19 protein-coding genes are annotated in these 26,186 nt (G+C 72.2%); 10 read left to right on the top strand and 9 right to left on the bottom strand.

The features are described 5' to 3' along the window. Nucleotides 1-75: 75 nt before the first annotated feature. The 5 genes from FHX81_RS08225 to FHX81_RS08205 form a co-directional block, all read right to left on the bottom strand. Nucleotides 76-939 (bottom strand): hypothetical protein, encoded by an 864-nt coding sequence (locus FHX81_RS08225; protein WP_141976600.1) that lies wholly within the window; start codon nt 937-939, stop codon nt 76-78. Beyond that, nucleotides 939-1,292 (bottom strand): type VII secretion target, encoded by a 354-nt coding sequence (locus FHX81_RS08220; RefSeq protein ID WP_141976598.1) that lies wholly within the window; start codon nt 1,290-1,292, stop codon nt 939-941. Before FHX81_RS08220 ends, FHX81_RS08225 begins: the two co-directional genes overlap by 1 nt. Before the next feature lie 16 nt (nt 1,293-1,308). Further along, a complete protein-coding gene (locus FHX81_RS08215) occupies nt 1,309-1,836 on the bottom strand; it encodes a YbaB/EbfC family nucleoid-associated protein (RefSeq protein WP_141976596.1) in 528 nt (175 codons plus the stop codon). Between the two features lie 91 nt (nt 1,837-1,927). Further along, nucleotides 1,928-2,710 carry a hypothetical protein gene (locus tag FHX81_RS08210; protein WP_141976594.1) on the bottom strand — a complete coding sequence of 261 codons (783 nt, stop codon included), beginning with the start codon at nt 2,708-2,710 and terminating at the stop codon, nt 1,928-1,930. A gap of 343 nt (nt 2,711-3,053) precedes the next feature. Beyond that, nucleotides 3,054-5,108, bottom strand: coding sequence for an acyltransferase family protein (locus FHX81_RS08205; RefSeq protein WP_141983812.1), 2,055 nt, complete (start codon nt 5,106-5,108; stop codon nt 3,054-3,056). A 588-nt stretch (nt 5,109-5,696) separates the two neighbouring features. On the opposite strand from FHX81_RS08205, the gene FHX81_RS08200 reads away from it, so the two are divergent. The 4 genes from FHX81_RS08200 to FHX81_RS08185 all read left to right on the top strand — a co-directional run bounded on the left by FHX81_RS08200 (nt 5,697) and on the right by FHX81_RS08185 (nt 9,410). Further along, nucleotides 5,697-6,554, top strand: a complete 858-nt coding sequence (locus FHX81_RS08200) for an SAM-dependent methyltransferase (protein ID WP_246107693.1) — start codon at nt 5,697-5,699, stop codon at nt 6,552-6,554. A gap of 109 nt (nt 6,555-6,663) precedes the next feature. Next, a complete protein-coding gene (locus FHX81_RS08195; protein ID WP_211363425.1) occupies nt 6,664-7,818 on the top strand; it encodes a PucR family transcriptional regulator in 1,155 nt (384 codons plus the stop codon). Nucleotides 7,819-7,962: 144 nt separating this feature from the next. Next, on the top strand, nt 7,963-8,412 hold the full coding sequence (locus FHX81_RS08190) for an NfeD family protein (protein ID WP_141976592.1): 450 nt from the start codon (nt 7,963-7,965) through the stop codon (nt 8,410-8,412). Next, a complete protein-coding gene (locus tag FHX81_RS08185) occupies nt 8,397-9,410 on the top strand; it encodes an SPFH domain-containing protein (RefSeq protein WP_141976590.1) in 1,014 nt (337 codons plus the stop codon). Before FHX81_RS08190 ends, FHX81_RS08185 begins: the two co-directional genes overlap by 16 nt. 165 nt (nt 9,411-9,575) lie before the next feature. Here FHX81_RS08185 and FHX81_RS08180 read toward each other — a convergent pair whose 3' ends face one another. The 3 genes from FHX81_RS08180 to nhaA are packed head-to-tail and all read right to left on the bottom strand — an operon-like array spanning nt 9,576 to nt 12,935. Beyond that, nucleotides 9,576-10,166, bottom strand: coding sequence for an acyl-CoA-like ligand-binding transcription factor (locus tag FHX81_RS08180; RefSeq protein WP_141976588.1), 591 nt, complete (start codon nt 10,164-10,166; stop codon nt 9,576-9,578). Then, on the bottom strand, nt 10,163-11,557 hold the full coding sequence (locus FHX81_RS08175; RefSeq protein WP_141976586.1) for an FAD-dependent monooxygenase: 1,395 nt from the start codon (nt 11,555-11,557) through the stop codon (nt 10,163-10,165). The genes FHX81_RS08180 and FHX81_RS08175 overlap by 4 nt, the downstream gene beginning before the upstream one ends. Nucleotides 11,558-11,585: 28 nt before the next feature. Further along, nucleotides 11,586-12,935, bottom strand: coding sequence for a Na+/H+ antiporter NhaA (gene nhaA / locus FHX81_RS08170; RefSeq protein ID WP_141976584.1), 1,350 nt, complete (start codon nt 12,933-12,935; stop codon nt 11,586-11,588). A 465-nt stretch (nt 12,936-13,400) separates the two neighbouring features. Here nhaA and FHX81_RS08165 point away from each other — a divergent pair, with 465 nt between their 5' ends. The 3 genes from FHX81_RS08165 to FHX81_RS08155 all read left to right on the top strand — a co-directional run bounded on the left by FHX81_RS08165 (nt 13,401) and on the right by FHX81_RS08155 (nt 17,545). Continuing rightward, on the top strand, nt 13,401-15,458 hold the full coding sequence (locus FHX81_RS08165; RefSeq protein WP_246108235.1) for an acyltransferase family protein: 2,058 nt from the start codon (nt 13,401-13,403) through the stop codon (nt 15,456-15,458). A gap of 162 nt (nt 15,459-15,620) precedes the next feature. Beyond that, complete coding sequence (locus FHX81_RS08160) at nt 15,621-16,268, top strand: TetR/AcrR family transcriptional regulator (RefSeq protein ID WP_246107691.1); 648 nt, start codon at nt 15,621-15,623, stop codon at nt 16,266-16,268. Next, the gene (locus tag FHX81_RS08155) at nt 16,265-17,545 is read left to right on the top strand and encodes a glycosyltransferase (RefSeq protein WP_141976580.1); all 1,281 of its coding nucleotides are present in this window, start codon (nt 16,265-16,267) and stop codon (nt 17,543-17,545) included. Before FHX81_RS08160 ends, FHX81_RS08155 begins: the two co-directional genes overlap by 4 nt. A 7-nt stretch (nt 17,546-17,552) precedes the next feature. Here the strand turns inward: FHX81_RS08155 and FHX81_RS08150 are convergent, their stop codons facing one another. Continuing rightward, the gene (locus FHX81_RS08150) at nt 17,553-21,356 is read right to left on the bottom strand and encodes an NACHT domain-containing protein (RefSeq protein ID WP_170231976.1); all 3,804 of its coding nucleotides are present in this window, start codon (nt 21,354-21,356) and stop codon (nt 17,553-17,555) included. Nucleotides 21,357-21,375: 19 nt separating this feature from the next. Here FHX81_RS08150 and FHX81_RS40370 point away from each other — a divergent pair, with 19 nt between their 5' ends. From FHX81_RS40370 to FHX81_RS08140, 3 genes are all read left to right on the top strand, one after another. Then, a complete protein-coding gene (locus FHX81_RS40370) occupies nt 21,376-21,609 on the top strand; it encodes a hypothetical protein (RefSeq protein ID WP_170231975.1) in 234 nt (77 codons plus the stop codon). A 398-nt stretch (nt 21,610-22,007) separates the two neighbouring features. Further along, on the top strand, nt 22,008-24,938 hold the full coding sequence (locus FHX81_RS41205; RefSeq protein WP_211363424.1) for an NACHT domain-containing protein: 2,931 nt from the start codon (nt 22,008-22,010) through the stop codon (nt 24,936-24,938). Between the two features lie 581 nt (nt 24,939-25,519). Then, complete coding sequence (locus tag FHX81_RS08140; protein WP_211363423.1) at nt 25,520-26,068, top strand: EF-hand domain-containing protein; 549 nt, start codon at nt 25,520-25,522, stop codon at nt 26,066-26,068. Nucleotides 26,069-26,186: the final 118 nt, after the last annotated feature.

Raw genomic sequence — 26,186 nt, 5'->3', positions numbered from 1 at the left:
CGACCCGTCCGTGCGGCAGCCGGTCGACGCCGCTCGGAGTGGCGGCGCGGTGTTCGTCGCGCGGGGGACCGGGATCTAGGCGGGGGCGGTTGCCTGGCTCTTCTTGAGCTCGTTGAGCGCTCGCCAGAAGGCGTCGAACAGGTCGCGCAGCTGGACCAGCCAGGTCAGCGCGCTGGACAGCGCCTTGCCGAGCGCCCTGAGCAGGCCGGCCACGATGCGCACCACCTGGGCGATCTTGGCCGTGGCCTGGGCGACGACCAGCGGCGCGGCGGCACCGAGGGTGCAGGCCAGTTCGATCGCCCAGCTGACCAGCGCGCCCGCCAGCGTGGCGAGCAGGTCGCGGATGGCGACCCGGATGCCTCCCACCACCTCGGCCATGGCCATGGTGATGCCCGCGATGCCGTGAGCGCCGCCCGCGGCGCCCTTGGCGATGCCGGCGATCGCATCGGCCTTGCGCAGGTAGCCGTCGGCGGCGTCGCCGGTCCAGGAGGGAACCCCGGTCCGGGCGGTCTGCTGGAACTCCTCGCCGAGCTTGAGCATCTCCTGTTCGATGTTGGTCCAGGTCTGGGCGTAGCCCTTGACCATGTCGGGGTTGCCGGTCACCGCGTGCAGCGCGGCCCGAGCCGGTTCGACGTGTTCGAGCATCCAGGAGAACAGCTGTCCGGCGACGTAGGCGATCGGGTCGACGGCCGCGCTGACCACGTCCAAGGCACCCGCGGCCACACCTGAGATGATCAGGCCCAAGTCGTTCTGGTCGATGCCCTGGGCGATGGTCCAGCCCGCTTCGAACGCGGTGATGCCGGTCATGAAGCCCGTGCCCCGCTCGGCGTCGGGCGCGCCCGTGTTCTCGAGCGGGTTGGCGTCCTGCAGGTAGTTGTTCCGCAGGTCGGACCGTTCGTCGACCAGGGGGTTGGTGCTGGCGTTGTCCACGTCGACCATCAGTTGCCTCCTCCGACCCGGGGCGCCGCCGACATGGCCTCCAGTGACCTGACCAGTGCCCGCATCACCGCGGTGATCTTCTCTTCGGCCTCGCGGTACACCTTCGCGGTGTCACCGAGGTCGGCCACCAGGCGGTGCAGGTTCTCCGCGGTGGCTTGGAGGGTGTCCACGCCGCGTTGCTGCGGTTCCCGGAGCAGGTCCGCGAACGGTCTGCACAGCAGTCCGTAGGCGTCGTCGAGGCTGGTGACGTGCCGGCCGGCGTCGGCGGCGGTGTCCGCGCGCGAAGCCAAGCCGTCCAACGCGGCCGCCTGACCGGCCAGTTCGGCGGAGTCGACGGTGAACCCGTCTGCCATGGTTTCCAGCCCTCTCTCAGCGCAGGAACGACCGGTCTTCCCAGCCGTCGTCGGGACCGTTGTCGCCCGGTGCCCGCCGGGGTGGACGCGGCGACGGGGGTGGCGGTACGTCGTCCTCGACCCGGCCGATGCGCATCTCGCGGTGCACCTCGCGCCCCGTGTCCGGCTCGACGACTTCGTGGGGGAATCGCTGCTGGTACTGGGCGACGAGGTTGCGGGCGGGCTCGTCGTCCGCCGGCACGGTCGCCGCGACGAGTGCCTGGACCTGCTGCCGCAACTTGGCCTGGGCGTTGTGCAGGGCGGCCATGATCTGGCCGGACAACGCGGTCGGTTCGGCACCGCGGGTGCGGTCGGACAGCGCGATGTCGGTGGGCACGCCGTTGCTGTCCACGGTGACCCGCACGGAACCGTCGGGGGAAGCGGCACTGGCGTTGGTGGCGTCCATCTGCTGCTGCAGGTCCCGGTACCGCTGGGCCCGCTGTTCGAGACCGGCGGCCCACTTGTCCAGCTCTTCGGCCGCTTTGGTGGGGTGGGGATCGATCACGGGTGACCTCTCTGGTCGAGCGCGGGCGCGGCAGGCTCGGACGTTAGCCGCCCGACGGCGTTCCTGTGAGTGTTTTGCCGTGTTCGTCCCGTTACCGGGTGGTCGCACCCCGTGCCCAGCGGTCTCTTCGGGTCAGCACCAGGTTTCGTACCAGCAGGGCGTCGTGGACGGGGATCATCCAGTCGCCGGAGGTGGTCCGCACCAGCACCGCAGGGCCGGGCGGCGCGTGGAGCGCGGTGCCGTCCGGCAGGTGCAGCCAGGTCAGCGGGGTGGGTCGCGGTGGCAGCGTGGTCAAGACGACGTCACGCAGGTCGGCGAAGCGGACGACGTGCTCGGCGCGCGGGCCGGCGCCCCTGCCCCGGTGCAGGCGGGCGGACCACGTGAGGCGGTCCGCCTCGACGTCGAGCCGCGCCGACGCCAGGTCGGGGGTGGCGAGCGCGAACCGGACGGCGAGCGCGAGCGTGACACCGGTGGCGCCCAGCTCCGGCACGACGGGCGTGGTCAGGGACCGGTTCGCCCGGTGGGCGAGCACGCAGGACGCGACCGCGCAGGCGAGCGCCGCGACGAACAGCGACCCGGCGAGCGCCTGAGCGATGCCACCGGAGGTCGAGGAGAGCGCGAGTCCGAGGCCGGGGATGACGCCCAGCAGCGTCTGGCCGCCTGCGACCAGGAACGCCGAGGGAAGCCAAGACGGTGGCTGTGCCAGTGCGCGCCGGCGCAACCGCCACGCGCCGCCCGCGGCGACCGTGGTCGCCGCGATCGCCGGCAGCGCCGCCCACCACGACCCGGCGAGCACGGCGAACGCCGCGCAGACGACCGCCACGGTCGCCGGCAGCACCACCGCCGACCACCACAACAGCGTTCTCGTCCGCATCCACCTCGGCTGCAGCGTCGATGCGGCGCCGAAGTCGGTCACACCGGGAATCGCGCTGGGGAACGCCATCAGGCCGCCGTCCACGGCGACGGGATGCGCGAGGAGGTCCGCTCCGGTCCGGAACGGCGCTTCGCCGGGTGACGCATGAGGCCCTCCGCCCACGTCGAACGGCCCACCGCGGTCGCGAGTGGGTGTGCCGACCAGACTTCCCGGCGCTCCGGAGGGGAAGATGCCCTACCCGGCGCCCGCCCCGCAAGCGAATGGCGGAAGTCGTGCCGGTTCGACGGGTGTGGACCGCTGTCCTGCGGTGACGGACGGGTGTGGTCCTCCGTATCGCCGCGGCTCAGAGGTTCCCACTCGCGCGCGCGAAGCGCTCGTCGAGCAGTCGTTCGAGGATCGGCGACATCGTGCTCATGTAGGTGGCGGTGACGTGGCTGTCGTCGAGGTAGACGTAGACGTTCCCGATGACCGGTGGGCAGCGGTCGCCGGGGCAGAAGTAGTCGCTGAAGTCGAGGAACTCCACGTTGGACGGCAGGTCGGGGAGGCGGGCGTACGGTGGTTCGGGACTGAGCACGTCGGCTCGGGGTGTGCCGCAGCGGGGCGCCTCCGCGCCGTGGGTGTTCGCGCACTCCGAGGGTTTGAAGAGGTGGCGCGGGTTGTCGCGCACGGCCGCGACGACGATCCCGGCTTCCTCCAGTTTCCGCCACTGGGCGACGAAGCCCGGTGGCGTCTCCTCGGTGAGCCCGGACCGGACGTCGCGGGTGCCGTTGGCCAGCACGAGGTCGGGGCGCAGGGACGTGATCTTGTCGACCGCGTCGGCGTTCCACTCGAGGCACTTGGCGTCACCGGGCATCGCGTTGGACTCGGTGGAGAACGGGCAGGCGCCCTTGTTCATGGCGATGACCTCCCAGTTGCGGCGTTTGGCGACCTGGTCGAGAGCGGCGAGGTACTGCTGCATGTGGGAGTCGCCGACGACGACGATCCGCTTGTCGGGTACGCCGGTGACCGGGCTGTGGCAGTACGTCAGCTCCTTGTTGTAGGAGGCAGTGGTGCAGGTGGCGCCTTCGATGCCGGCGAAGTCCTTGGGCAGGGCGACCAGCGGCGGAGCGACGGACGGGTGTTCCGCACCCCAGTACTCGAAGCCCGGTTCGAGCACCATGGCGCCGGGGTGGTCGGGGTCGTCGACGACAGCGGCGTGCAGGGCGGCCTTGCGTTCGGCGACCAGCTGCCAGCCACCGGCCGCCACGAGCACCGCGACCAGCGCGAGTGCGGCGAAGCGGTAGGCGCCCCACCCGGTGGCCGCGCGCAGCGGTGATCGGAGCACCGGTTCCTCCACGAGGTGGTGCGTGATCGCGGCCAGGGCCAGCGACAACCCGATGACGACCGCACCGCCGCGAAGCCCTGGTTCGTCCTGGTCGCGGACGACGAGGTAGAAGACCAGCACCGGCCAGTGCCACAGGTACAGCGTGTAGCTGAGGTCGCCCAGGTAGCGCGCGGGCCGGGTGGCGAGCAGCCGGTCGGCACCGAACGCGCTCCCGCTGCCGCCCGCGGCGATGACCGCGGCGCCGCACAACGTCGGCCACAGCGCGGCCCAACCGGGGAAGACGCTGCCGACGCGCAGCACGAGACCGCAGGCGACGAGCCCCACCAGGCCGACCCAGCCCAGGACGGGCCGCAGCCAGGTGGCCGGGGTGAGCACGACGAGGCCCAGCGCGAGCAGACCGCCGAGCGCGAACTCCCACGCCCTGGTGAGCGAGTGGAAGTAGGCCAGCGGCTGGTCGGTGGCGGTGAGCACCACCGAGAAGGCGAGCGAGGTGGCGAACACCGTCGACAGGCAGGCGGCCAGGGCCCGGTGCGGTGGGTGGCCGCGGCGGCGCGCGACGAGGACGACCAGCGCGACCAGGAGTGGCCAGACCAGGTAGAACTGGCCCTGGATGGACAGCGACCAGTAGTGCTGGACGACGCTGGCCTCGTTGTGCCGGCTGAAGTAGTCGGCCGAGTCGGCGACCAGTTGCCAGTTCTCCAGGTAGAGCGCCGCGGCGACGACCTCGCGGATGGTCTGGAACCACTGGTTCTCCGGCAGCAGCACGAAGCCCGCGACGAGGACCGCGACGAGGACGGTCAACGCCGCGGGGAACAGCCTCGTGATCATCCGTCCCCACAGCGGCCGGAACGCGATCCCGTCGCCCGCGGCCGCGCGCACCAGTTGGCCGGTCAGCAGGAAGCCGGAGATCAGGAAGAACACGTCCACGCCACCCGAGACCCGGCCGAGCCAGACGTGGTAGACCACGACCAGGAGCGCCGCGACGCCGCGCAGGCCCTGCAGCTCCGGGCGGAACCGGCCGGACGTGGCGGCGGACGCGTGGTGGCGGGCGCGAGCCGCAGTGGGGACGGGCACGGACGACTCCAGGGAACGGTCGGTCACGGACGCCGACCAGACTTCCCGGCACACCAGCCGCCCACCTGGCACGAGGGGTGCGGCGGGCCCACGCTACCGAGTCGGACGTGCGGCGGCCAAACCGGCAGGAGGGGGACCGGTCGCGTGGCGGACCGAGCGGTACGGGACACCGCGGACGGACCGGGGAGCCGGCGGGTGCTTCGGCGGGTACGATCGTGCCCGGTGTGCCGGGAAGCCTGGTCGGCGTGGGTTCGTCGCCGTCCTGGACCAGGAGCCGCTCATGACCGGGCACATCGCCGTCTTCCGCCACGACGTCCGCGGACGCGAAGCCCCCCGCCCCGTGCCCGACGATGATCGTCGATGCGGGCCGGTCGGCCGCCGACAACGCCGCCGACATCGCCGCCGAACGCCCTGTGCCGCCCGCCGAAGCGGGTCGTGCGCCGGCGGCCCGCGGTGCTGCGCGACGGCGCACGTCACCGGCGCGAGCACCCCACGACGGCCGAGTCGCACGCAGCGGGACCGGCTGGTGGTGCTCGGCACCGTCCCGGCCGCCGCCGGAGGGGTCGGCCGCGGGGGAAGGAGCCGGTCGTGGTGACCGGGGTGGCGGGCACGGCGGTCGGACCCATGGTGATCGCGGCCGTGGAGCAACACCGCTCGCCGGGGCAACGCCTGCTCCACGACCCGTTGGCGATCCCGGTGTTGCCGCCCCTGTCCAGGTGGGTGGCGCGCCTGGCCGGGCGACCCGCCGTCCGCGCGGCGCTGATCAGGGCGTCGGAGCGGGCCGCGCCCGGGGTGTGGGGCGGCGTCGCCTGCCGCAAGCGCTACATCGACGACCGGTTCACCCGGGCGCTGGATGACGGCATCGGATCCGCGGTGGTCCCGGGTGCCGGACCGGGCACCCGCGCCCACCGGTCGGCCGTGCCCGCGGACGCGGTGGTGTTCGAAGTGGACCTGCCGGTCAACGTCGCGCACAAGCGCGAGCGGCTCCCCGCCCACCGCCGGGTGGTCCTGGTGCCGGTCGACCTCGACAGCGAGGACCTGTCCGGCGTGCCGACGGCGCACGGTCGCGACTCCGGCGAGCGGTGCCTGGTCGTGTGCGAAGGGGTGACCCGGTACCTGACCCGGGAGGGCGTGCGGTGGACCTTCGACTTCCTCCCGGACCAGGCGCCCGGCAGCCGCCTGGTGTCCACCTACGTGCGGAAGGACGTCCTGGACGGGGACGAGATGTACGGCTCCGAGGCGCTGCACCGCCGGTTCGTGGCCGGACGGCCCGTCTGGCGGTTCGGGTTGCACCCGCACGAGGTGGGCGCGTTCCTGGCCGAGCGCGGTTGGCGTGAGGTCGAGCAGCTCGGGCCGGCGGAGTTCGACGCGCGTTACGTGCGCGGCACGGGGCGGACCGTGCCGATCTCGGCGCTGGAGCGCACCGTGCCGGCCGAGAAGCGCTGAGCGGGACCGCGCCGTGGTGTCCGGACGACCCGACCCGACGGAGGATCCGGCCGAAGCCGCCCCGGGGGCGGAAGTCGATCGCGCGGCCCGAACCGGACGGAGGGCGGCCGTGCCCGGGACGAGCGCGTTGTCGGAGGTCGCCGAACGCGCCGGTCGCGCCGCGCGCGGAGTGCCGGCCGACCTCCTCGACGGGTACCTGGAGGGCTTGGACGAGGTCAGCTCGACGCGGCGGCGGTTGGGCGCGGACCAACTCCGGGTGCGGCGGGAGGCGGGTGCCCGCGCGGCCGAGCGGGGCGTGCCCCTGCACGACGTGATCGACCTGCACCTGAGCGCCACGTGGTTGGCGTGGCCGTTGTTGTCCGGGGTGCGCGACGTGACCGACGTCGAGGTCGTCCGCGCCGCGGGCGAGGCGGTGTTCAAGGCCGCCGACAAGGCGGTCATGGCCGTGGCGGAGGGCTATGGAACCGCACAGCGCTGGTCGGTGCGCCAGGAGGAGTCGTTCCGCCGGGAGTTCGTCGACGACCTGCTCGACGGGCGCAACCCGGGCCGGCTCGCCGAGCGGGCGGAGCGGTTCGGCCTGCGCCTGGCGGGCAGCAACGTCGTCGCCGCCGTGGCCGCCTCGGAGCCGTTGGTGGACGGCGGTGAGGTCGCCAGGGCGGTGGAGAACTCGCTGCACGGTCGGCTCGGCTCTCGCGACGTCCTCATCACCACCAAGAACGACCTGCTCGTCTGCGTCACCCCCAAGGCGATGAGCGGGGCCCTCGACGAGTTCGTGCGCCAGGTTGCCGCGGCCCTGGGACCCGACCAGCCGTGGTCGGTCGGTGTCGGGCGCGCCCAGTCGGGACCGGGTGGCGTGGTGCGCTCCTTCGAGCAGGCCAAGTACGCGCTGGGGATCGCGGAGCGACTCGCGCTGCCCGGACGCGTGCACCGCGCCGGCGACCTGCTGGTCTACCAGGTGCTGCTGCGTGACAGCGCCGCGCTGGCCGACCTGGTGTCGGTCGTGCTGGAACCCCTGAGCGCTGCGCGCGGCGGCGCCGAGCCGCTGCTGGACACGCTGTCCGCCTACTTCGCGCACGGGCAGGTGGCCGCCGCGTGCGCCCGCCAACTGCACGTGGGCGTCCGGACGGTGACCTACCGCCTCCAGCGCGTCAAGGAGTTGACGGGGTACTCGGTGGAGGACCCGTCGCAGGCGCTCTCGCTGCACGTCGCCGTCCTCGGCGCCAAGCTGCTGGGCCTGCCGGCCTCCGCCGACCAGACCTCGTAGCCGCGTTCGTTGCCGGTGTCCGGCAATGAGCAGCACCTCCTGACCGCCGGGTTCCCCCGTTGTCCCGGCTCGTCGGGTGGTGGACCATTGAGCCAGGTCAAGGGCTTGAGGACGAGGGCGTTGGCCGGCGGGACGGAGCACTCCATGGACGCTTGGCTGGTCTGGCTGTTGCTCGGCTTGTTGCTGGGAACGGTCGAGGTTTTCACCTTCACCGCCGCGCTCGGCATCCTCGGCGGGGCCGCGTTGCTCACCGCAGGGGCCGCCGGTGTCGGGCTGCCGCCGCCGGCGCAGTTCGCGGTGTTCGCCGTCCTCTCGGTCCTGGGTCTGCTGCTGGTCCGCCCGTTGGCCCGCGAGCACCTGCGGGCGCCGCAGACCGCGCGGTTCGGGGTGGATGCGCTGGTGGGGGCGTCCGGTCACGTGGTGCGCGAAGTGACGCGGCACGACGGCCGGGTGCGGATCGCGGGGGAGGAGTGGACGGCGCGTCCGTTCGACGAAGGCCTCGTGATCCCGGAGGGCACCACCGTGGAGGTCCTGCGCATCAGCGGCAGCACCGCGTTCGTCTACCCGGGGAGTGGCTCGTGGAAGCTTCAGTGATCGTCGCCGTGGTCATCGCGCTGCTGGTGGTGCTGGTGGTGTTGAGCGCGGTGAGGATCGTGCCCCAGGCGCGGGCCCGCAACGTGGAGCGGCTGGGCCGGTTCCAGCGCACGCTGCAACCGGGGCTGAACGTGGTGATCCCGTTCATCGACCGGGTGCACCCGGCGATCGACCTGCGCGAGCAGGTGGTGTCGTTCCAGCCGCAGCCGGTGATCACCGAGGACAACCTGGTGGTGGAGATCGACACGGTGCTGTACTTCCAGGTGACCGACCCGCGTGCGGCGTTCTACGAGATCGCCAGCTACCTGCAGGCCGTGGAGCAGTTGACGGTCACCACGCTGCGCAACGTGGTCGGCTCGATGGACCTGGAGAGCACGCTGACCTCCCGCGACACGATCAACAGCCAACTGCGGGGCGTGCTCGACGACGCGACCGGCAAGTGGGGGTTGCGGGTGAACCGGGTGGAGATCAAGGCCATCGACCCGCCGCGGACCATCAAGGACGCGATGGAGAAGCAGATGCGCGCCGAGCGGGACAAGCGCGCCGCCATCCTGACCGCCGAGGGGCAGCGGCAGTCGCAGATCCTGACCGCCGAGGGTGACAAGCAGGCCGCGGTGCTGCGCGCCGAGGGTGAACGGGCGGCGGAGATCCTCAAGGCCGAGGGGCAGTCGCGGGCGATCGACCAGGTGTTCCAGGCCGTGCACCGCAACGATCCCGACCCGAAGCTGCTGGCCTACCAGTACCTGCAGATGCTGCCGCAGTTGGCGCAGGGGCCCGGCAACACGTTCTGGGTGATCCCCAGCGAGGTGACCTCGGCGCTGCAGGGCGTCTCCCGCGCCTTCACCGAGGTGCTGCCGAAGATCCCGGCTGACGAGCCCGCCGTCGCCACCGACGGTGCCGCCGCCCGAGCCGCCGACGACGCGAACCGGGCCGCGGAGGCCGCGGCGGAGGCGGCCGCGGACGCCGAGACCGCCGGCCGGGTGACCGCGCCCGCTTGACCTGTCCCCGACCACGGGGCGGTCCCCTGGAGGGACCGATCGCCGCACCGGAGCACTGCCGACCGAGGCGTGCTCCGGTGTGCTCGTCCGGGCCGGGAACGGCGCGGTGCCGGGCGGAGGAGGGGGACTTGGTCCATGGGTGGCCCGTCGTCGCCCGAGCGCAAATCAAGGCTCCTGCGCCAGGGCCGCGAACGCCTGGTCGACCAGTGAACGCAGGTCGTCGACGCCGTCTCGTTCGACCCATGCGGTCAGGGCGGTGGTGAGGGCGGCGGTGGCCGCCGCGGCGATCACGCGCAGGCGCAGGTCGACCGGTCGCCGTTCGCGGTCGGCGAGCGCGGCGGCGAGGAGGTCGCCGGTGGCGGCGGTGTTGTGCCACTGCCGCGCCCGCAGGGCCGGGGTGGTGACGACGAGCCGGGTGCGGGCGTAGACGGCATCGCGGTCGGTGTCGAGCACGGCGTCCAAACCGGTGCCCAGTGCGGCACGCAGCGCTTCGAGCGGGCTTTCTTCGGCGGGGCGGGCGCGGACCAGTTCGGCGATGAGAGGGTCGTAGTCGTCGTCCTCGACCACGGCTTCCTTGGTGGAGAAGTAGCGGAAGAACGTCATGTGGGACACACCCGCCGCAGCCGCGATCTCCTCCACGGTGGTCCGCTCGTAGCCCTGGTCGAGGAACAGCCGCAGCGCCTGCTCCTGGATCGCGCGGCGGGTGCGCGCCTTGCGCTGCTCGCGCAAGCCTCCCCGCCCTGCCTCGGTCGTCACCGGTCAAGCATGACCGCCAGCGCCCGGCGCAGTGCGTCCGGCTCCGGCTCGCCGCGCCAGGCCAGGTGGCCGTCCGGGCGCACCAGCAGCGCGTCGCCGTCCCGGTGCACGTGCCGGACGTCCCCGAGTGCGCCGCGAGCGAGGCCGGCGAAGGTGTCGCTTCGCGGTGCGGCCAGGGTCCAGCCGAACCGGTCGGTCGCCGCGAACCGCGGCACCCGGTCACCGACCCTGGGCCGCCGACCGAGCGGTGAGCGGGCGTAGCCGGTCCTCAGCTGGGACGCCCGTTCCCAGATCACCTTCTCCGCCACGGGCAGGGTCATCAGGGGGAACAGCACGCGGTCGCGCACGAGTCGGGCCACCGGGGACTCGCCCAGCACGAGCCCGGTGAGGCCGCTCGTGGCACCGAGCACCTCCTCGGCGACGGGCCGGCGCTCGGCCTGGTAGCCGTCCAGCAGCCGGTCACCGGCGCGCCCGGAGGCCACGAGCGCCAGCCGCCACGCCAGGTTCTCGGCGTCACCCAGCCCGGTGTTCATGCCCTGGCCGCCGAACGGGCTGTGGATGTGCGCAGCGTCCCCGGCCAGCAGCACGCGGCCCCGCCGGTAGGTCTCGGCCAGCCGGCGGTGGATCCGGAAGGTCGACACCCACACCCAGTCGTGGCGGGTCCGCACCCGCACTCCGGCGTGGCGCAGCGCGGCCCGGGTCAGGAACTCCGGCACGTCCTCGACGGCGGTGCCCGGAGCGGGAGCCATGAACCGCCACACCCCTCCGGGCAGCGGGAACGCGGAGAACATCTCCGCACCGCGCACCCACACCCCTACCGCGTCGCGGGGCAGCGGCAACTCCGCGCGGACGTCACCCAGCACGAAGTTCTCGACCAGCGGCACGCCGGGGAACCCGATGCCGGCCGCCTTGCGGACGGCGCTGTGCGCACCGTCGCAGCCCACCACCCAGTCGGCGTCGACCGGACCGGCCACCGTGGACAGCACGACACCGTGATCGCCCTGCGTGACGCCGGTGACCGCCGTGCCCCATTCGACGTACACGCCCAGCGCGGCCAGGCGCGTGCGCAGCCCGGCTTCCACCTCCGCCTGCGACACCAGCAAGCCGGGACGTCGCACCAGGGCCGTGGGCCGCCCCACCCGCACCTCGCCCGAACGCCGACCGCCGACGTGGACGACCACCCGTCGGATGCCCACCGACCTGGCCGGCAGGTCGCCCAGCGCGCCGAGCCGCTCCAACACCTCGCTGCCACGTGGTTGCAGCCCCAGCGCGCGTGACGTCGTCGCCGGGCCCTGCGCCGCGTCCACCACCCGCACCGCCGTGCCGAGTGCGCGCAGCGCGCACGCCGTCGCCAAACCCGTGGGACCGGCACCGACCACCGCTACGACCATGCGGCCTAGTGTTATCCACTAACAACTGTTAGTCAATAACAGGTCGTTGGTGCACGTCCGGGATGCCGTCGTGGTCCTCGTCCCGCGTTTCCTCCTCGTGGATGCGGCGGTAGACGCGGTTGCGGGCGCGCAGGATCACCGTGGCGACCAGCGCGGACAGCAGCGAACCGAGCAGGATGCCGATCTTGGCGTCGTCGTAGGGCCGGGTGCCCTCGCCGAACGCCAGCTCCCCCACCAGCAGCGACACGGTGAACCCGATGCCGCCCAGCACCGCCAGGCCCACCACGTCGACCCAGGCCAGGTCGTCGTCCAGTTCGGCCCTGGTGAACCGGGACACCAACCACGTGGCCGCGGTGATGCCGATCAGCTTGCCCAGCAGCAGTCCGACCACCACGCCGATGGTGACCGTGTCCGACAGCGACGACACGAACCCGTCGAACCCGCCGAGGGCCACCCCGGAGGCGAAGAAGGCGAACACCGGCACCGCCACGCCGGTCGACAGCGGCCGCCAGCGGTGTTCGAAGTGCTCGGCCAGTCCGGGACCCTCGCCGGGCGCTCGGCGGATGACCGGCACGGCGAAGCCCAGCAGCACGCCCGCCACCGTCGCGTGGACACCGGAGGCGTGCATGAACCCCCAGGTCAGCGCGGCCAGCGGCAGCAACAGCCACCAGGAGCGCACCCGTCGCTGCACCAGCACGGTGAACAGCGCCAGCGGCACGGCGGTCAGCAGCAGCGGCGTCACGGCCAGGTCGTCGGTGTAGAACACGGCGATGATCACGATCGCGATCAGGTCGTCCACCACGGCCAGGGTGAGCAGGAACGTCCTCAGCGCACTCGGCAGGCACCGCCCGATCACCGCCAGCACCGCCAGGGCGAAGGCGATGTCGGTGGCGGTCGGGATCGCCCACCCGGACGCGGCGCCCGGGGTGCCGAGGTTGACCAGGACGTAGCACACGGCCGGCACCGCGACCCCGCCGAACGCGGCGGCCACCGGCACCGCCGCCCGTCGCGGGTCGCGCAGGTCACCGGCCACGAACTCGCGCTTGAGCTCCAGACCCGCGACGAAGAAGAAGATCGCCAAGAGCCCGTCGGAAGCCCAGTGGCCGACGCTGAGTTCCAGGTGCAGCGGGGCGATGCCGAACTCGAAGCCGCGCAGCGCCTCGTACGCCGGCGCCCACGGCGAGTTCGCCCACACCAAGCCCAGCAGCGCGGCGACCAGCATGATCACCCCACCGACGGTCTCCAGTCGGAGGATGTCGGCGATGCGCTTGGCCTCGGGCCAGGTGCCCCGGTCGAACAACTTGGCGGCGGCGCGAGGCACGGGCGGCTCCCGGGGGTAGGCGGAACACGTCGCCGACCAGGCTTCCCGGCACACCATGCCCGCGCGGGCAACACCCCGACCGTACCCGCTGACGTGGGCCGACGCCCGAACCCGTCGATCACATCGTCATGAACACCAGGTGCCTTCCGTCACCGGGAGTGGCCACCCCCGGATCCGGGGTCGCTCGATCGGTGGGGCAGCAGGAACAACAGGGCGCAGTACCAACCCGAAGGCGAGCACGAGAGCCATGGCGGGATCCCGTCGTCGACGAACCACCCCACCACGGCGCGGCGGAGCGTGCCGACCAGACGTCCCGGCGCTCCGCGCGACAAGATGCCGCAGATCGGAGGGCAGCGCGAACCGGACGGTCGGCGTAACGGAAGCGCTGCCCGCATCGATACGGTGTGCGGCGCGGTCACCGGTCGGTGGCGGCGTGGTGTGCCGGGAAGCCTGGTCGGCGTTCGCGACCCGACGCACCCGGAGTTGATCTTGAAGTTCTCGCTCGTCCCGCCGAGCGCGCCCGTGTCACCCGCCGGTGCGCCGACCACCGGGCGTGCACGCGGCTACCGCCCGGAGTTGCAGGGCCTGCGCGCGCTCGCGGTAGTGCTGGTGGTCGTCTACCACGTGTGGCTGGGCCGGGTGTCCGGCGGCGTGGACGTGTTCTTCCTGATCTCCGGGTTCCTGGTGACCGGGCAGTTGGTGCGGGCGGCCGAGCGCGGCCGGGTCGAATTGGTCCCGCTGTGGGGGCGGATGGTCAAGCGCCTGTTCCCCGCCGCGTTGACGGTGCTGCTCGTCCTGGTCGCGGTGTGCGTGGTGGCGCTGCCGGAGAACCGCTGGTTCCAGACCATCCGCGAGGTCGTCGCCGCGGCGCTGTACCTGGAGAACTGGCAACTGGTCGCCGACTCGGCCGACTACTTCAACCGGCACAACGAGGCCAGCGTCGTCCAGCACTACTGGTCGCTGTCCATCCAGGGCCAGTTCTACCTGGTCTGGCCACTCCTGGTGCTCGCCGCCGCGTGGGTGGCCCGTCGCGCCGCCACCGGGGTGCGCCGGGTGGTGGCCGTGTTGCTGGTCGTCGCGTTCGGCGGCTCGCTGGCGTTCTCGGTGGTGCTGACGGCGGCGGACCAGCCGCTGGCCTACTTCCACTCGCTGACCAGGGTGTGGGAGTTCGCGCTGGGCGGCCTGCTGGCCCTGGCCGCGGACTCGGTGGCGCTGCGCAGGGGGGCGCGGGTGGCGCTCGGGTGGCTCGGCGTCGTGGGCCTGGTCGTCTGCGGGCTGGTGCTCAAGGTCGGCAGCGTGTTCCCCGGGTGGGCGGCGTTGTGGCCGACGCTGTGCGGCGCGGCCGTCATCGCCGCCGGTGCCACGGGCAGCCGGCTGGGGGCCGATCGGCTGCTGTCGGCCCGCCCGGTCCGCTACGTCGGCGACCTGAGCTACGCGCTGTACCTGTGGCACTGGCCGGTGCTGGTGCTCTACCTCGTGGTGCGGGGGCGCCAGGAGGTGGGGTGGCTCGGGGGCGCGGTGGTGATCGGGCTGTCGGTCGCGCTGGCCGTGGCGACCCACCACCTGGTCGAGGTGCCGGTGCGCCGTTCGCGAGTCGGCGAGGTCCGCGCCTGGCGTGCCCACGTGCTCGGCGCGGCGGCGATGGTGCCGGTCCTGCTGGCCGCGTTCGCGTGGCAGGAGGTCAGTGACCGCAAGGCCGCCTCCTACGAGCTGCTGGTCGACGACAACGACCACCCCGGCGCCCTGGCCCGCATGCCCGACTTCGAGTACTGGGGCTCCGAGGACGCGACCGTGATCCCGCCGCTGGTGTCGCTGCGCGACGATTTCGCCTACGTCGAGGGCGCCACGTGCCGGTTCTCCCCGCGCAACCCCCAAGACCTCGAGGTGTGCACTTCGCCCGCTTCCGCCGAGCCGGCCAGGCGGATCGCGGTCGTCGGGGACTCGCACATGCAGCAGTACCTGGCGGCGCTGGAGCCGATCGCGAAGGCCAGGGACTGGCAGATCACCTTCATGCTCAAGGGCGGCTGCCCGTTCTCGGCCGACGCCGACGCGATGCCCGGCGACGCCCGGTGCACCCGGTGGAACGCCGACCTCGTCGACGAGCTCGACGAGCTGCGGCCGGACCTGGTCATCGCCAACGGCACGCGCAACGTCCGCCTCGGGCTGACCGAGTCCACGCCGGAGGGGTTCGTCGCCCAGTGGCGCAAGCTGGCGTTGATCGGGCTGCCCTTGCTGGCCGTCCGGGACAACCCGCGGTTCTCCTCCTCGCCGGCGGAGTGCGTCGCGGGCCACGGCCCGGACCCCGCGGCGTGCGCGCCGCCCAGGGCCGACCTGCTGGCGCCGGAGCCGCCCTGGGCGCCGGAGCCGCCCTGGGCGGCTCTCCCGGACTTGCCGCCCAACGTGTCGTTCGCGGACTTCAGCGACTACATCTGCGAGGACGAGACCTGCCCGGCGATCATCGGCAACGTCTTCGTCTACCTCGACGACAACCACCTCAGCGCGACCTACTCGGCCACCATGGCACCGCTCGTGGAAGCCGTCCTGCTGCCCCTGCTGGGACTGGAAGAGGACGAGCCCTGACGTCGGACGACCGCGGAACACCGGCACCTGAGAGGTGGGCCGCGGCGTCGTCCCGCCTGCGACGCCGCCGCGTCACGTCCTCACCTCCGTACGGGGTGTGACATCCCTGCGGGGAATCCGACCTCAGGCCCGCAAAGGCGACATGAAGATCGGCGCCGTGCCGTGGCGCGGACTGAACATTCGTTCAATGATCTGTACATGTGTTCAGCGGAGTTGGACTTGACCGCGCGGGCCCGCATCCGTGACGCCGCCCTCGCGCGTTTCGGCCTCGACGGGGTCGCCGGCTCTTCGATGCGGACGATCGCCGCGGATGCCGGAGTGTCACCGGCCCTGGTGGTGCACCACTTCGGCTCGAAGGAGGGTTTGCGGCAGGCGTGCGACGAGTACGTGTTGTCCGCCATGGACCGCGGCGACGACTTGGACGGGGAGGCGCTGGCAGAGGTGCTGGCCGCGGCTACCCCGGTGCGGCGCTATCTGGGCCGCGCTCTGCTCGACGGCACCGACACCGCCAACGCCCTGTTCGCCCGGATCGTCGAGCGCACCGAACGGTGGCTGGCCGAGGGCGAGGCCGCCGGACGGGTCCGCCCCACGACAGACGCGCGTGCTCGAGCCGTGGTCTACGTGTCCTGGCAGCTCGCGCCACTGGTGCTGAACGAACAGGTCGGGCGGGTGCTGGCCGGGGACCCGGCCGAAATGGCCGTGGCGACCCGGGGTGCGCGGGCCGGGCTGGAGATGCTGACCGGCGGGCTGTTCACCGACGACCACTGGCTGCGCACCTTCGCTGAGCTCGATCGGGGTGAGCGCAAGTGAGGGCGCTGTTGGTCACCCACGGCACGCGCGGTGATGTCCAGCCGATGCTCGCATTGGCCGTGGCGCTGCGCCGCGCCGGTCACGGGGCCCTGCTGGCCGCACCCCACTCCGCGGCGGCGTTGGCGGCGGGACAGGACGTGGAGTTCGCCGGGCTGGACGAAGGTCCGAACCGGCTGCTCGACGACCCCCTGCTCCGGCAGGCCGTCGACGGCGGCTACCGCGGGCTGCGCGGCAAGGTCACCGCCGTGCGCACCGCGCGCCGCATCAAGCCGTTGATGGCCGACGTGCTGCGCGACCTGGGCGGCATCGCCCGCGGGTCGGCCGCCGACGTGGTCGTGCACACCCCGACCGTGCCCGCGCAGCACGTCGCCGAACTGCTGGACGTCCCCGCGGTGCTCGCCGCGCTGCAACCGGGTTGGGTGCCCACCGCGGCGTTCCCCTGTCCGATGCTGCCGCTGCCCAGGCTGCCGAAGATCCTCAACCGCGCCTCCTACGCCGCGGTGGGCGCGATGCTGCGCGCCTACGCCGGCACCACCGACCGGTGGCGGGTCGACCAGCTGGGACTGGCGCGCCGCCGCGGCGGGCACGACCTGCTGCACGACCGGCACGGACGCGACCGGCTGGTGTTGCAGGCGTTCAGCCCGCTGATCACACCCGTCGCCCCGGACTGGCCGAGCACCGTGCGCACCACCGGCTTCTGGTACCTGCCCGACACGCCGTGGACACCCCCGGCGGGCCTGGAGGACTTCCTGTCCGACGGACCTCCGCCGGTGTACGTGGGATTCGGCAGCATGGCCGGTCGCGATGCCGCGCGCACCGGCCGGCTCGTCGTCGACGCGGTCCGGGAGGCGGGTGTCCGGGCCGTGCTGGCCACCGGCTGGGGTGGGATCGCGCCACCGTCCGCACCGGGCGTCCACGTCATCGACCATGCGCCGCACCAGTGGCTGTTCCCGTGGATGAGCGCGGTCGTGCACCACGGGGGAGCGGGCACCACCGCCGCCGCGCTGGCCGCCGGCGTGCCGCAGGTCGTGTGCCCGTTCGTCGCCGACCAACCGCACTGGGCGCGCTGCGCACACGCCGTCGGCGTAGCACCACCACCGATCCGCCGACAACACCTCACCGCCACCACGCTCGGCGAAGCGATCGGCATCGCCGTGCACGACACGGCGATGCGCCTGCGCGCACGGGAACTCGGTGACGAGATCCGCACGGAAGACGGCGTCACCCGAGCGGTCACCGCACTGGCCGACCTCGGCCGCCGGAACTCCGTCGACTAGAACCAGTTCACCCGGTGCCGTACCCATCCTGGTCGGCCAAGCCACGGGTTGGAGGCTCATCTCCACCGCCCCGGGCCGGAAGTGCGGCTTCGCCGGCGCGACGTTCGGCGAACGACCCAGCACCTGGCGACTCGCCGGTTGCCTGATCGTGCTCGGCCCTGCGGCGTTCGTCGTCGAGGCCCGGTCCCGACACCGCGTCACAGCCGATTTCCTCGAGGATCGCGGTCAGGGCGTGAGGTGCGACTCGGAGGAGTTCGGGGATCGACTCGTGCCAGGGGCCGCATTGCAAGGCGTGGGCGACGAACCGCGCCGCACGAGGTCCGGGTGTAGCCGCGGCGAGGGTGCGCCAGAACAATGACCGGTCCGGGAGGTGGGTCAGTTCGGTGACCAGCGCCTCGGCCGGCCGGCTCGGTCCGGTGGCGAGGAGGGCGGCGGCCACGGTGGCCAGCCTCGCGGCGCGGCTGAAGTCGTACGGGGCGGTGCGGGCCAGGGCGGTTGCCCGTTCGACGTCGCCGCGGACCAACAAGGCGTTGACCACCCGTTCGAGGGCGAGGTCGCGGTCGGTCGGGTCTTCGATCGAGTGGGCGAGGGAAGCGGCGCGGTCGAGGTCCCCGACGCGCACTGCGGCTTCGACCAGGTACACCATGCCGTCGCCGACGGTCACGAGGGATTCCCAGCTCGACTCGCCGAGTTGGCCGGCGAGTTCGACGGCTTTGCGGGACAGGTGAGCGGACTCGTCCGGGTGTCCGGCCGCGTTCGCCACGGTCTGCACGATCCGCAGGCGCGTCCACGTGCGCCACTCGCGGTGAGCGCTCTGGTCGGCGCATTCCTGGGCCTTGACGAGCGCCAGGTTGGCCGCGTCCACGTGCCCGTCCTCCACCAGCCTCTCGACGAGTCGCAGCCAGCCCTCGGCCTGGAAGTCCGAGTTCTCGATGGCGGCGACCAACGCGACCGCGTCGGCGTGATCCCCGCTCTTGGTGCGGGCGAGTGCGATCGCCGTGGTCGCGCGTGCCCGCCACCAGGGATCGGTGATCACCCGCAGCAGGCGGTGGCACCGGTCCAGGTCACCGCCGGCAGCGGCGGCGTCGACGATCACCGCGCACGCCTGCGACCGGGAGGCCGACCTGCGGATCGAGGTGGCGATGCGTTCAGCCAGATCCAGGTCACCGGTGGCGACGACGGTACGGGTGATCCTCGTCAGGGTCTCGGCCCGCAACCGGGAGTCGTTGATCGAGCGCGCGATGTCCCACGCCCGCTCGGGTTCACGGGTCGCGAGTGCCACCTTGGCGTAGGCCTCCGCGCGGTCGCGGTTCTTGGTGGAGTCGCGGACCAGTCTGTCGGCCGTGGTGTGGTTTCCCATCCGAGCGAAGCCCTCGGCCATCGCCGTGGCTTGCGGGACGGTCAACCGGTGGCGGGCGGAACGGTGGGAGAGCAGGACCTCACTCGCCAGGGCGACGGCCGAGTCTCGGTTCCCGACCGCCGAGTGGGCACGGGCGACCGCGAGCAACGCCCCGGTGTACCCGCCGGCGCGGGCGGCCGACTCCGCGTCACGGACCAAGGTACGGGCCCTCCCGTGTGCCGCGGCCGCGGTGACGCCGGCTACGCGTGCCAGTGCGATGGCCCGCCCGAACGGCCACGTGATCCGTCGAGCGACTTCTTCGGCGAACTCCACTTCGGCGACCTCGGCCAATGCCTCTGCCAGGTGTCTCAGCACCTCGTCCTGCTCGTTGGCGGAGCGATCGGTGTGGGTCGGCAGGGCCGCGGCGGCGCGGAGCACCACGACCGCCGCGGGTCGGTCGCCGATCAGCGCCAGTGCCCTGGCCACGGCCACGACGGCGGCACAGCGGATGCCGTGCGAGAGCTCGCCCGGTGCCGTCAACTCCTGCGCGACCGACAGTGCGATGTGGTGGAGCCAAGGGTGACGCGCGGGGTCCGGAACAGCCCGGGCCAAGTGCCACAGGCACGCGGCTTGATCCCAGACCAGGCCTTGGGCGGGCCACACCCGTTCGGCCGGTTCGACCTCACCGAGTGCGGCGAACAACGCGAGCAAGGCAGGGTGGAGCGCCCTGCCGGCGGTGCGCTCGAGCCGGGCGGCCTCGGCCAGGACCGCGGCCCGGTCCGACCCCTCGGGCGAGCACTCCGCGAGCGTGGTCAAAGCCTGGATCCAGCGCCGCAGATCGGTGATCGCGGACATGGCGGTCATCGCCCGGTCGAACCGGCCGGCCGCGGCCCAGGCATGAACCAGGGCCGAGGACCACTCGGCGGCCTCGGCGGCGGCTTCGGGTGCGGCTCGGGGTGCGGCGTGCAGGTCGTCCAGCCGGGCGGCGAGCAGCTCGGCGCGGTCGCGGTGCCCACCGGCCGCGTGCCGGACGATCAGGTCCAGGAGCGCGTCGCGTTGGCGGTGGGCGGGGGTGATGCCCAGGGCCAGGGTCTCCGCGTGCTCCACCTCGCCGAGGTCGAACCACAGGCCGGGCAGGTCGGTGGGGATGGTGGCGTTGCGGCCGGTCAGGGCGTCGCGGTGGACGGCGAGGCGGGCGATCGCGGTCAGGTCGGTCTTGGTGGCGCCGCACGCGGTGTCGAGGGCGGCGGTGATCTCGGTCAGCGCGAGCACGTCCGAGCCGGTGACGTCCACCATGCGGTTGTGCCGGGTGCGATCGATGGCCAGGGCGAGCACCTGGGCCCGGTCGTCAGTGGGGTGGAAGGTCTTGGGGTAGTCCGCGAGCAGGTATTCCGGGGTGTCGACGGGCCAGCCGCGATCGCGATAACCGCCCGCCCACGCGCGCAGGCGGGTCCGGCGATCACCGAGCTCCGCCCCGGACAACTCGTGCGAGGCGGTCTTCAGCAAGGTGTCGTGGGCGAAGCGGTAGTTCTCGGCCCCCGTTCGCCAGCGAGGCGGGAAGGCGACGAACGTGCGGCCGGTCGCGGTGCGCAGGTGCTCGCCGATCAGGCGGGGTCGCCCGCCGGTGAGCTCGGCCAGGTCGCGGACCGTCAGCCCGCCCCCGGCGGCGACCAGCAACCCGAGCAGGTCGAGTTCCAGCTCGGTGCCGTGGAGCCACCGGGCCAGTTCGCGCTGAGCGTCGACGCGGACCACGTCGGCGTGCGCGGAGGGCGACAACTCGTGCACGATCGCCGGATCGCGGAGCGGGTGGCCGTCCGGGACGTCGTCCGGTACCGGTGGGCGAGGGCGAGCCGAGACGACGACCCGCAGTCCCGCGACGAGGGATTCGGGAAGCATGGCGGCGATGCTGTGCGCTGTGGGGCCGACGGTGACGCCGAGGTCCTCGTCCAAGCCGTCCACCACCAGGACCAGCCGCTCACCGCGGGCCTGGCAGTGCTCGGCGGCCTCGTCGAGCATGGCCAGCAGATGCGCGCCGCTGGTGGCATCGGTCAAGGGCCCGGGGACTGGCCGGTGCAGCAGGTCGCACAACTGCTCCAGGACTACCGCGATGAAACCGGACAGATCGCCGTGCTGGGGTAGCCGGGAGGTGACGAAGAACGACACCACGCGCACACCGGCCGGCGGGTTCACCACGAACCACGCCAACAACGCGGACTTCCCCGCCCACGCGGGCGCTCGGTACCACCAGTACCCGCCCGCCCCTGTTGCCGAGCAGAACCGCGCCAACTCGGCCAACTCCGCGGCACGGTCCCGAAGCTCATCCGGGGCGATCCCGCGCACCTGGCGCAGATAGGCGGACCGTGCCGACTGTCCCGACCTCACCTGCCCGACCTGCACCACCACGGCATCACGCCCGGCCTGCACCACTGTGGAGCCGTCCGCGGCGACACCGACCTGAACCGACTCGCCCACGCCACCCTCACCGAACCCCATGACCAACCGCCTCGTCGACACCGAGCACCACTCGACCGAGCCGGCCGCCACCGCACACCAGAACCGATCACAACGGCCACGGCAACGCAGAATTGCGGACACCCTTCGACGCCCGCCTGTGCCGCTGGAGAAGTCATCACTGCCGGTCAAGCGGACATCTGCACTCGTTGAGGATGCCGCCCAGCTGTTGTTGCGCGTGTATGTCGAGCCGGACGAACCGAGCATCCCGTGATCGCGCCGGACGGGATGTTCCGGTGTGGCGTATGCCCACCACCGGACGTGGCCGACGACCTGCCGGCGGGACGGCTGTCGCTGGGTGCCACCAGGCAGCTGCTTGCGCCGAGGAGCGGAAGCACGACGGGTTGATCTCGTGGCAGGATCCGAGCGCGGTCGAGAACGGACGGGAGCTACGGCGTGGGCATCCCGGACAACCGACCCGAACTGTGCGCTGGGTAGTCGAGTCCGACAGGGGATTCGAGGGCTGGACCAACAAGGACGAACACATGCCGGAAGCGACATCACCGTGCCTGCGGCTCACCGCTGCTCGAACGGCACCACTGGGCACCACAACACCGGCTTGCCGAAAGGTTCGGGATGGTGGAGACGACTGGGCACGCGGTTCACCGCACGATGATCTTGGTTGATGTCGAGGGCTTCGGGTCACCCGATCGGACGCTGCCGCACCAGTTGCGCACGCGGGCGGGGTTGTACGAGGTGGTTCGCGAGGCGTTGGCGGCGGCCGGGGTGCCGTGGGACGGGTGCTACCACGAGGACCGCGGCGACGGCGTGGTCGTGCTGGTCCCGCCCGAGTACCCGAAGGCTCCGCTGGTGGAGGTGCTGCCCGGGGCGTTGGCACGGGCGGCGAGCCGGCACAACGACCGAAGTCACGGTGCCGCGCGGGCGAGGTTGCGGCTGGCGGTGCACGCCGGGGAAGTCGCTTTCGACGAGCACGGCGCCACCTCGACCTCGCTCACCACCGCGTTCCGCCTCCTCGACGCCGCGCCGCTGAAGCGAGCCCTCGCCGAGTCGCCCGGTGTGGTGGCCGTGATCGTGTCCGAGTCGATCTTCCAAGAGGTCGTGCGGCAGTCGGCGATCGTGGATCCGGCGACCTTCCGGCCGGTCGAGGTGGCGGTGAAGGAGGTTCGCGAACGTGCGTGGATCTCCCTGCCGGACCGGCCGTACCCACCCGACGCCGCGGGTGCTGTCGTGGATGAGGAGTTGCGCGCCTACCTCAGCGCCGCGCGCAAGGTCGCCGACCGGCACACCTACTCCAGCGTCGACCTGGAGGACGGGCCCGCGCTGCCCGAGGTCCACGTGCCGCAACGCAGCCGCCGGTCCTCGGCCGCGGAAGCCGCGGTCGTCGAACCGGTCGAGGCGGTGATCGGCCGTGCCGAACGGCTGTGCCTGCTCGTCGCCGGCCCGGGTGGCGGGAAGTCGACCGCTCTGCGCATGCGACTGCGGGACGTGGCCGCCGGGCTGCTGGACGGCACGGGCGACCCCGGTCCGATGGTGCCGGTGTGGGTGAGCGCGCGCACGCTGGTGGACGAGGGGACTCCGATCGCCGAGGCACTGGCGGCGGCCACGAGCAGGCTCAGCAGGAACGCGCCCAGTCCCGGGCTGCCCGCCGAGCGGTTCCGGCGGAGCCCGTGGCCGGGAGCGCACTGGCAGGTCCTCGTGGACGACCTGGACGAGGTGCCCGACGCCGGGCAACGCCTTGCCGTGCTGGAGAAGCTGGCCAACGCCGCGGCCGAGGCGCCTCACCTCTACGGGTTCGTGGTGGCGACCCGTCCGTTGCACGGGCAGGAACTGGCGGTCCTCGGCAAGCGGGCACCGCACCACGAGTTGCTGCCCTTCACCCTGGAGGACCTGCGGACCTACGCCGAGAAGTACTTCGCCGTCCGGTGGGAGACCGCGGAAGCCGCCCGGCACGCCGGGCTTTTCGTCCGCGCGCTGAAGGCCGCGTCGCTGGAGGATCCCGCCGGCACACCCCTGATGGTGTTCATGCTGTGCCGGCTCTACCTCGCCGCACCGGAACGGTCCCTGCCCGTGGGGCGCACCGCGGTGTACGAGGCGTTCACCGACCTGGTGTACGAGAACAACCAGCACAAGCGGATCGCCGACAGCCACGAGGAGTTGATCGCACGACTCGTGGACCGCGTCCAGAGCCCGAAGGAGCGCGCCGCCACCGTCACCGCCGCACGGCAGGCCCACGCTGCTGTGCCCGAGCTGGTCAACCACCTCGCTCACCACTGGCGCAGCAGCCCCACCAGTCCGCTGGTCGAGGTGCTGGGCAAGCACGGGTCGGTCCGAAGGCCGCGCAAGATCCGTCCGGGGTGGTGGGAGGCGTTCCTGGAAGACCTCCTCCGGCTCACCGGGTTGCTGGTGCGCGGCGCGAACGGCCTCCGCTTCGCCCACCAAACCTTCCTCGAATACCACGCCGCGCTCCACGCCACCCGTGACCCGGCTCGGCGTGCGCGCACACTGGGAACGTTGGTTCCACCCGGTCGGGCGGACATGGAATCGGCGCGGTACCCCTCCCCCGAGGCGTCCTACCTGGGGTTCGTCCTCGACCAACTGCTCCTGAGCGAGGACACCGCCGAGGAGGCCGAACGGCGCCTGACGGCAGTGGCGGCACACGGGAGCATACGGACGATCCACTTCCTGGTCATCCAGGCGACGCACTTGCGGACCGCGATACCGGTGGACCCGCTCGTCGAACGGCTGCGTCACCTGATCGAGCACCGCTCGGTGTACGACCCGATCGACACCGTGGTGTACGCGGCAGCCTGGCTCTCGCTGTTCGACGGCCACCGCGAGGACGGCGCGGCCGTGCTGGCCCGGTTCGTGGAAGACGATGGCGAGCGGATCTGGGATCGCATCGAGGCCGCGAGCTACCTGGCCGCAGTGGAGGAGCACGAGGAGGAAGCCGCGCAGTGGCTTCACCTGTTCGTCGCCGCCGCACTGCTGGAGCCCGACGAGCGGACCAAGGCCGCTCAAGCGCTGGCTCGGATCGAGAGCCATCAGCAGTGCGCTGTCACGTGGCTCAACCGGTTCGCGGAAGCCGAGCACTGGAAGCCGGGAGACCGGGTAGCCGCCGCACGCGCGCTGGCGACCATACCGAGCGAGGTGCCGGCCGCGGCGGCGTTGCTCACCGCCTTCGCCGATGACCTCCCGACTGACGACGACCGCGTCGCGGCAGCGTGGTACCTCGCGACGATAGAACCCCGCGAAGCCGAGGGGGCGGTGCTTCTGCTCCGATTCGTGGAGGATCCCGCCACCGGCAGCACGGCGCGGACGTGGGCGGCCTGGGGATTGGCTCAAGTGGACGGCTTCGAGGAGATCGCGGTCGAGTGGTTGGTGACGTTCGCCCGACAACGGGAGGTACGCGGCGAGGCCCTGCAGCGGATGGCTGAAGTCGTGCCCGACGCTTGCGTGGCGGTGCTCGAACGCATCGCGGAGGATCCGGCGGAGCCGATGCCCACCCGGCGACTGGCGGCGGAGATCGCGACCAAGCGTGATCAATCTTTGAGGGACGGGGTTCGCATCTTCAGCACCTCGTAGGAGACGGGTGACGGTGCGCGGAGTGGTCGGCACGGCGCGGCGCGACAGAGCGGCATGACACGAGACCGCCACGTTGATATCGCCGGTCAAATTAATATCTTCAGTAGAGACTGAGTTCAACCGATCATCCAGATCGGTCCTCGCAAGAGAGAACCCGGCGTGAGTCGGGGACTGCGCCTCACACGCTATCCGGCCCCAACCTGTGAACAGGCGCGACCTCTTCGCCACCCCGGAGAGGCGTCGCTGCGAGGTTCCACCGTCGAAGTCCTGCCTCGGGGGAGCACACCTGATTCGCTGCCCGCTGGTCACCGGACACGTGCAGGCCAGGAGACCTGCTCGGGTGACGCGCCCTACCGACGGGGTGAAGCCGCTGGCCAAGGGCGGGGCGACGCTGCCACGGTCGGGTGTCGGGGGTACGACTCCCTGACCGAGGAGCGGACGATGGGCAACTCCCAACGGGACCACGTCGTGCCGGAAGGTGAGCCATGGCGCGCGGCGCCGCGTTGACCGGTCCGCACGGGTGACCAGACCACCGGCAGCTCGCGCTCGGCGTGGGTTCGACCGAGCAGAGGAGCGGGGACGTGTCAGACGCGAAGGATCGGAAGTTCACCATCCTGTTCGACTGGTTCGACCGGACGGGGGACGGCTACCTCACCTCCGAGGACCTCCGGGGCATGGCGGACCTGTTCACCAGCCTGCCGGGCGGTGCCGACCCCGGGAACGCGGAGCCGGTCCGGGCGGCGTTCGGGGACTGGTGGCGGCTGCTGGAGGCGGGTGACACCGACTCCGACGGGCGGATCACGCGGGAGGAGTTCATCGACCTGATGAAGTCCAGCGTGACCGCTCCCGGGAACTTCGAGGCGGCGGTCATCAGGATCGCCGACGCCTTCATGCGCGTGGTCGACACCAGCGGCGACGGCTCGCTCGCGTTCGACGAGTACGTGCGGATGTACGAGGGCCTCGGGATCGACCCGACGCACTCCGGCGACGCGTTCCGGCGGCTTGACCGCGACGGTGACGGCAAGATCGGCAAGGAGGAGTTCCGCGCCGCGATCACCGAGTTCTACCTCAGCGACGACGAGAACGCGCCGGGCAACTGGCTGCTGGGACCGCTCACCCAACCCGCCTGACGCGACGTGAGCCCGGGCCCGGCCCGTCGAACGGCACCCCACCTCGCGGACTGCGTCGTTGAAGTGGCTGCGAGGTGCGCCGCCGAGGTGCCTGTTCACCGAAGGTCGGGCGGCTTCT

Source organism: Saccharothrix saharensis (assembly GCF_006716745.1).
Classification (GTDB): Bacteria; Actinomycetota; Actinomycetes; order Mycobacteriales; family Pseudonocardiaceae; genus Actinosynnema; species Actinosynnema saharense.
This window is presented reverse-complemented; position numbering and strand designations above follow the sequence as displayed.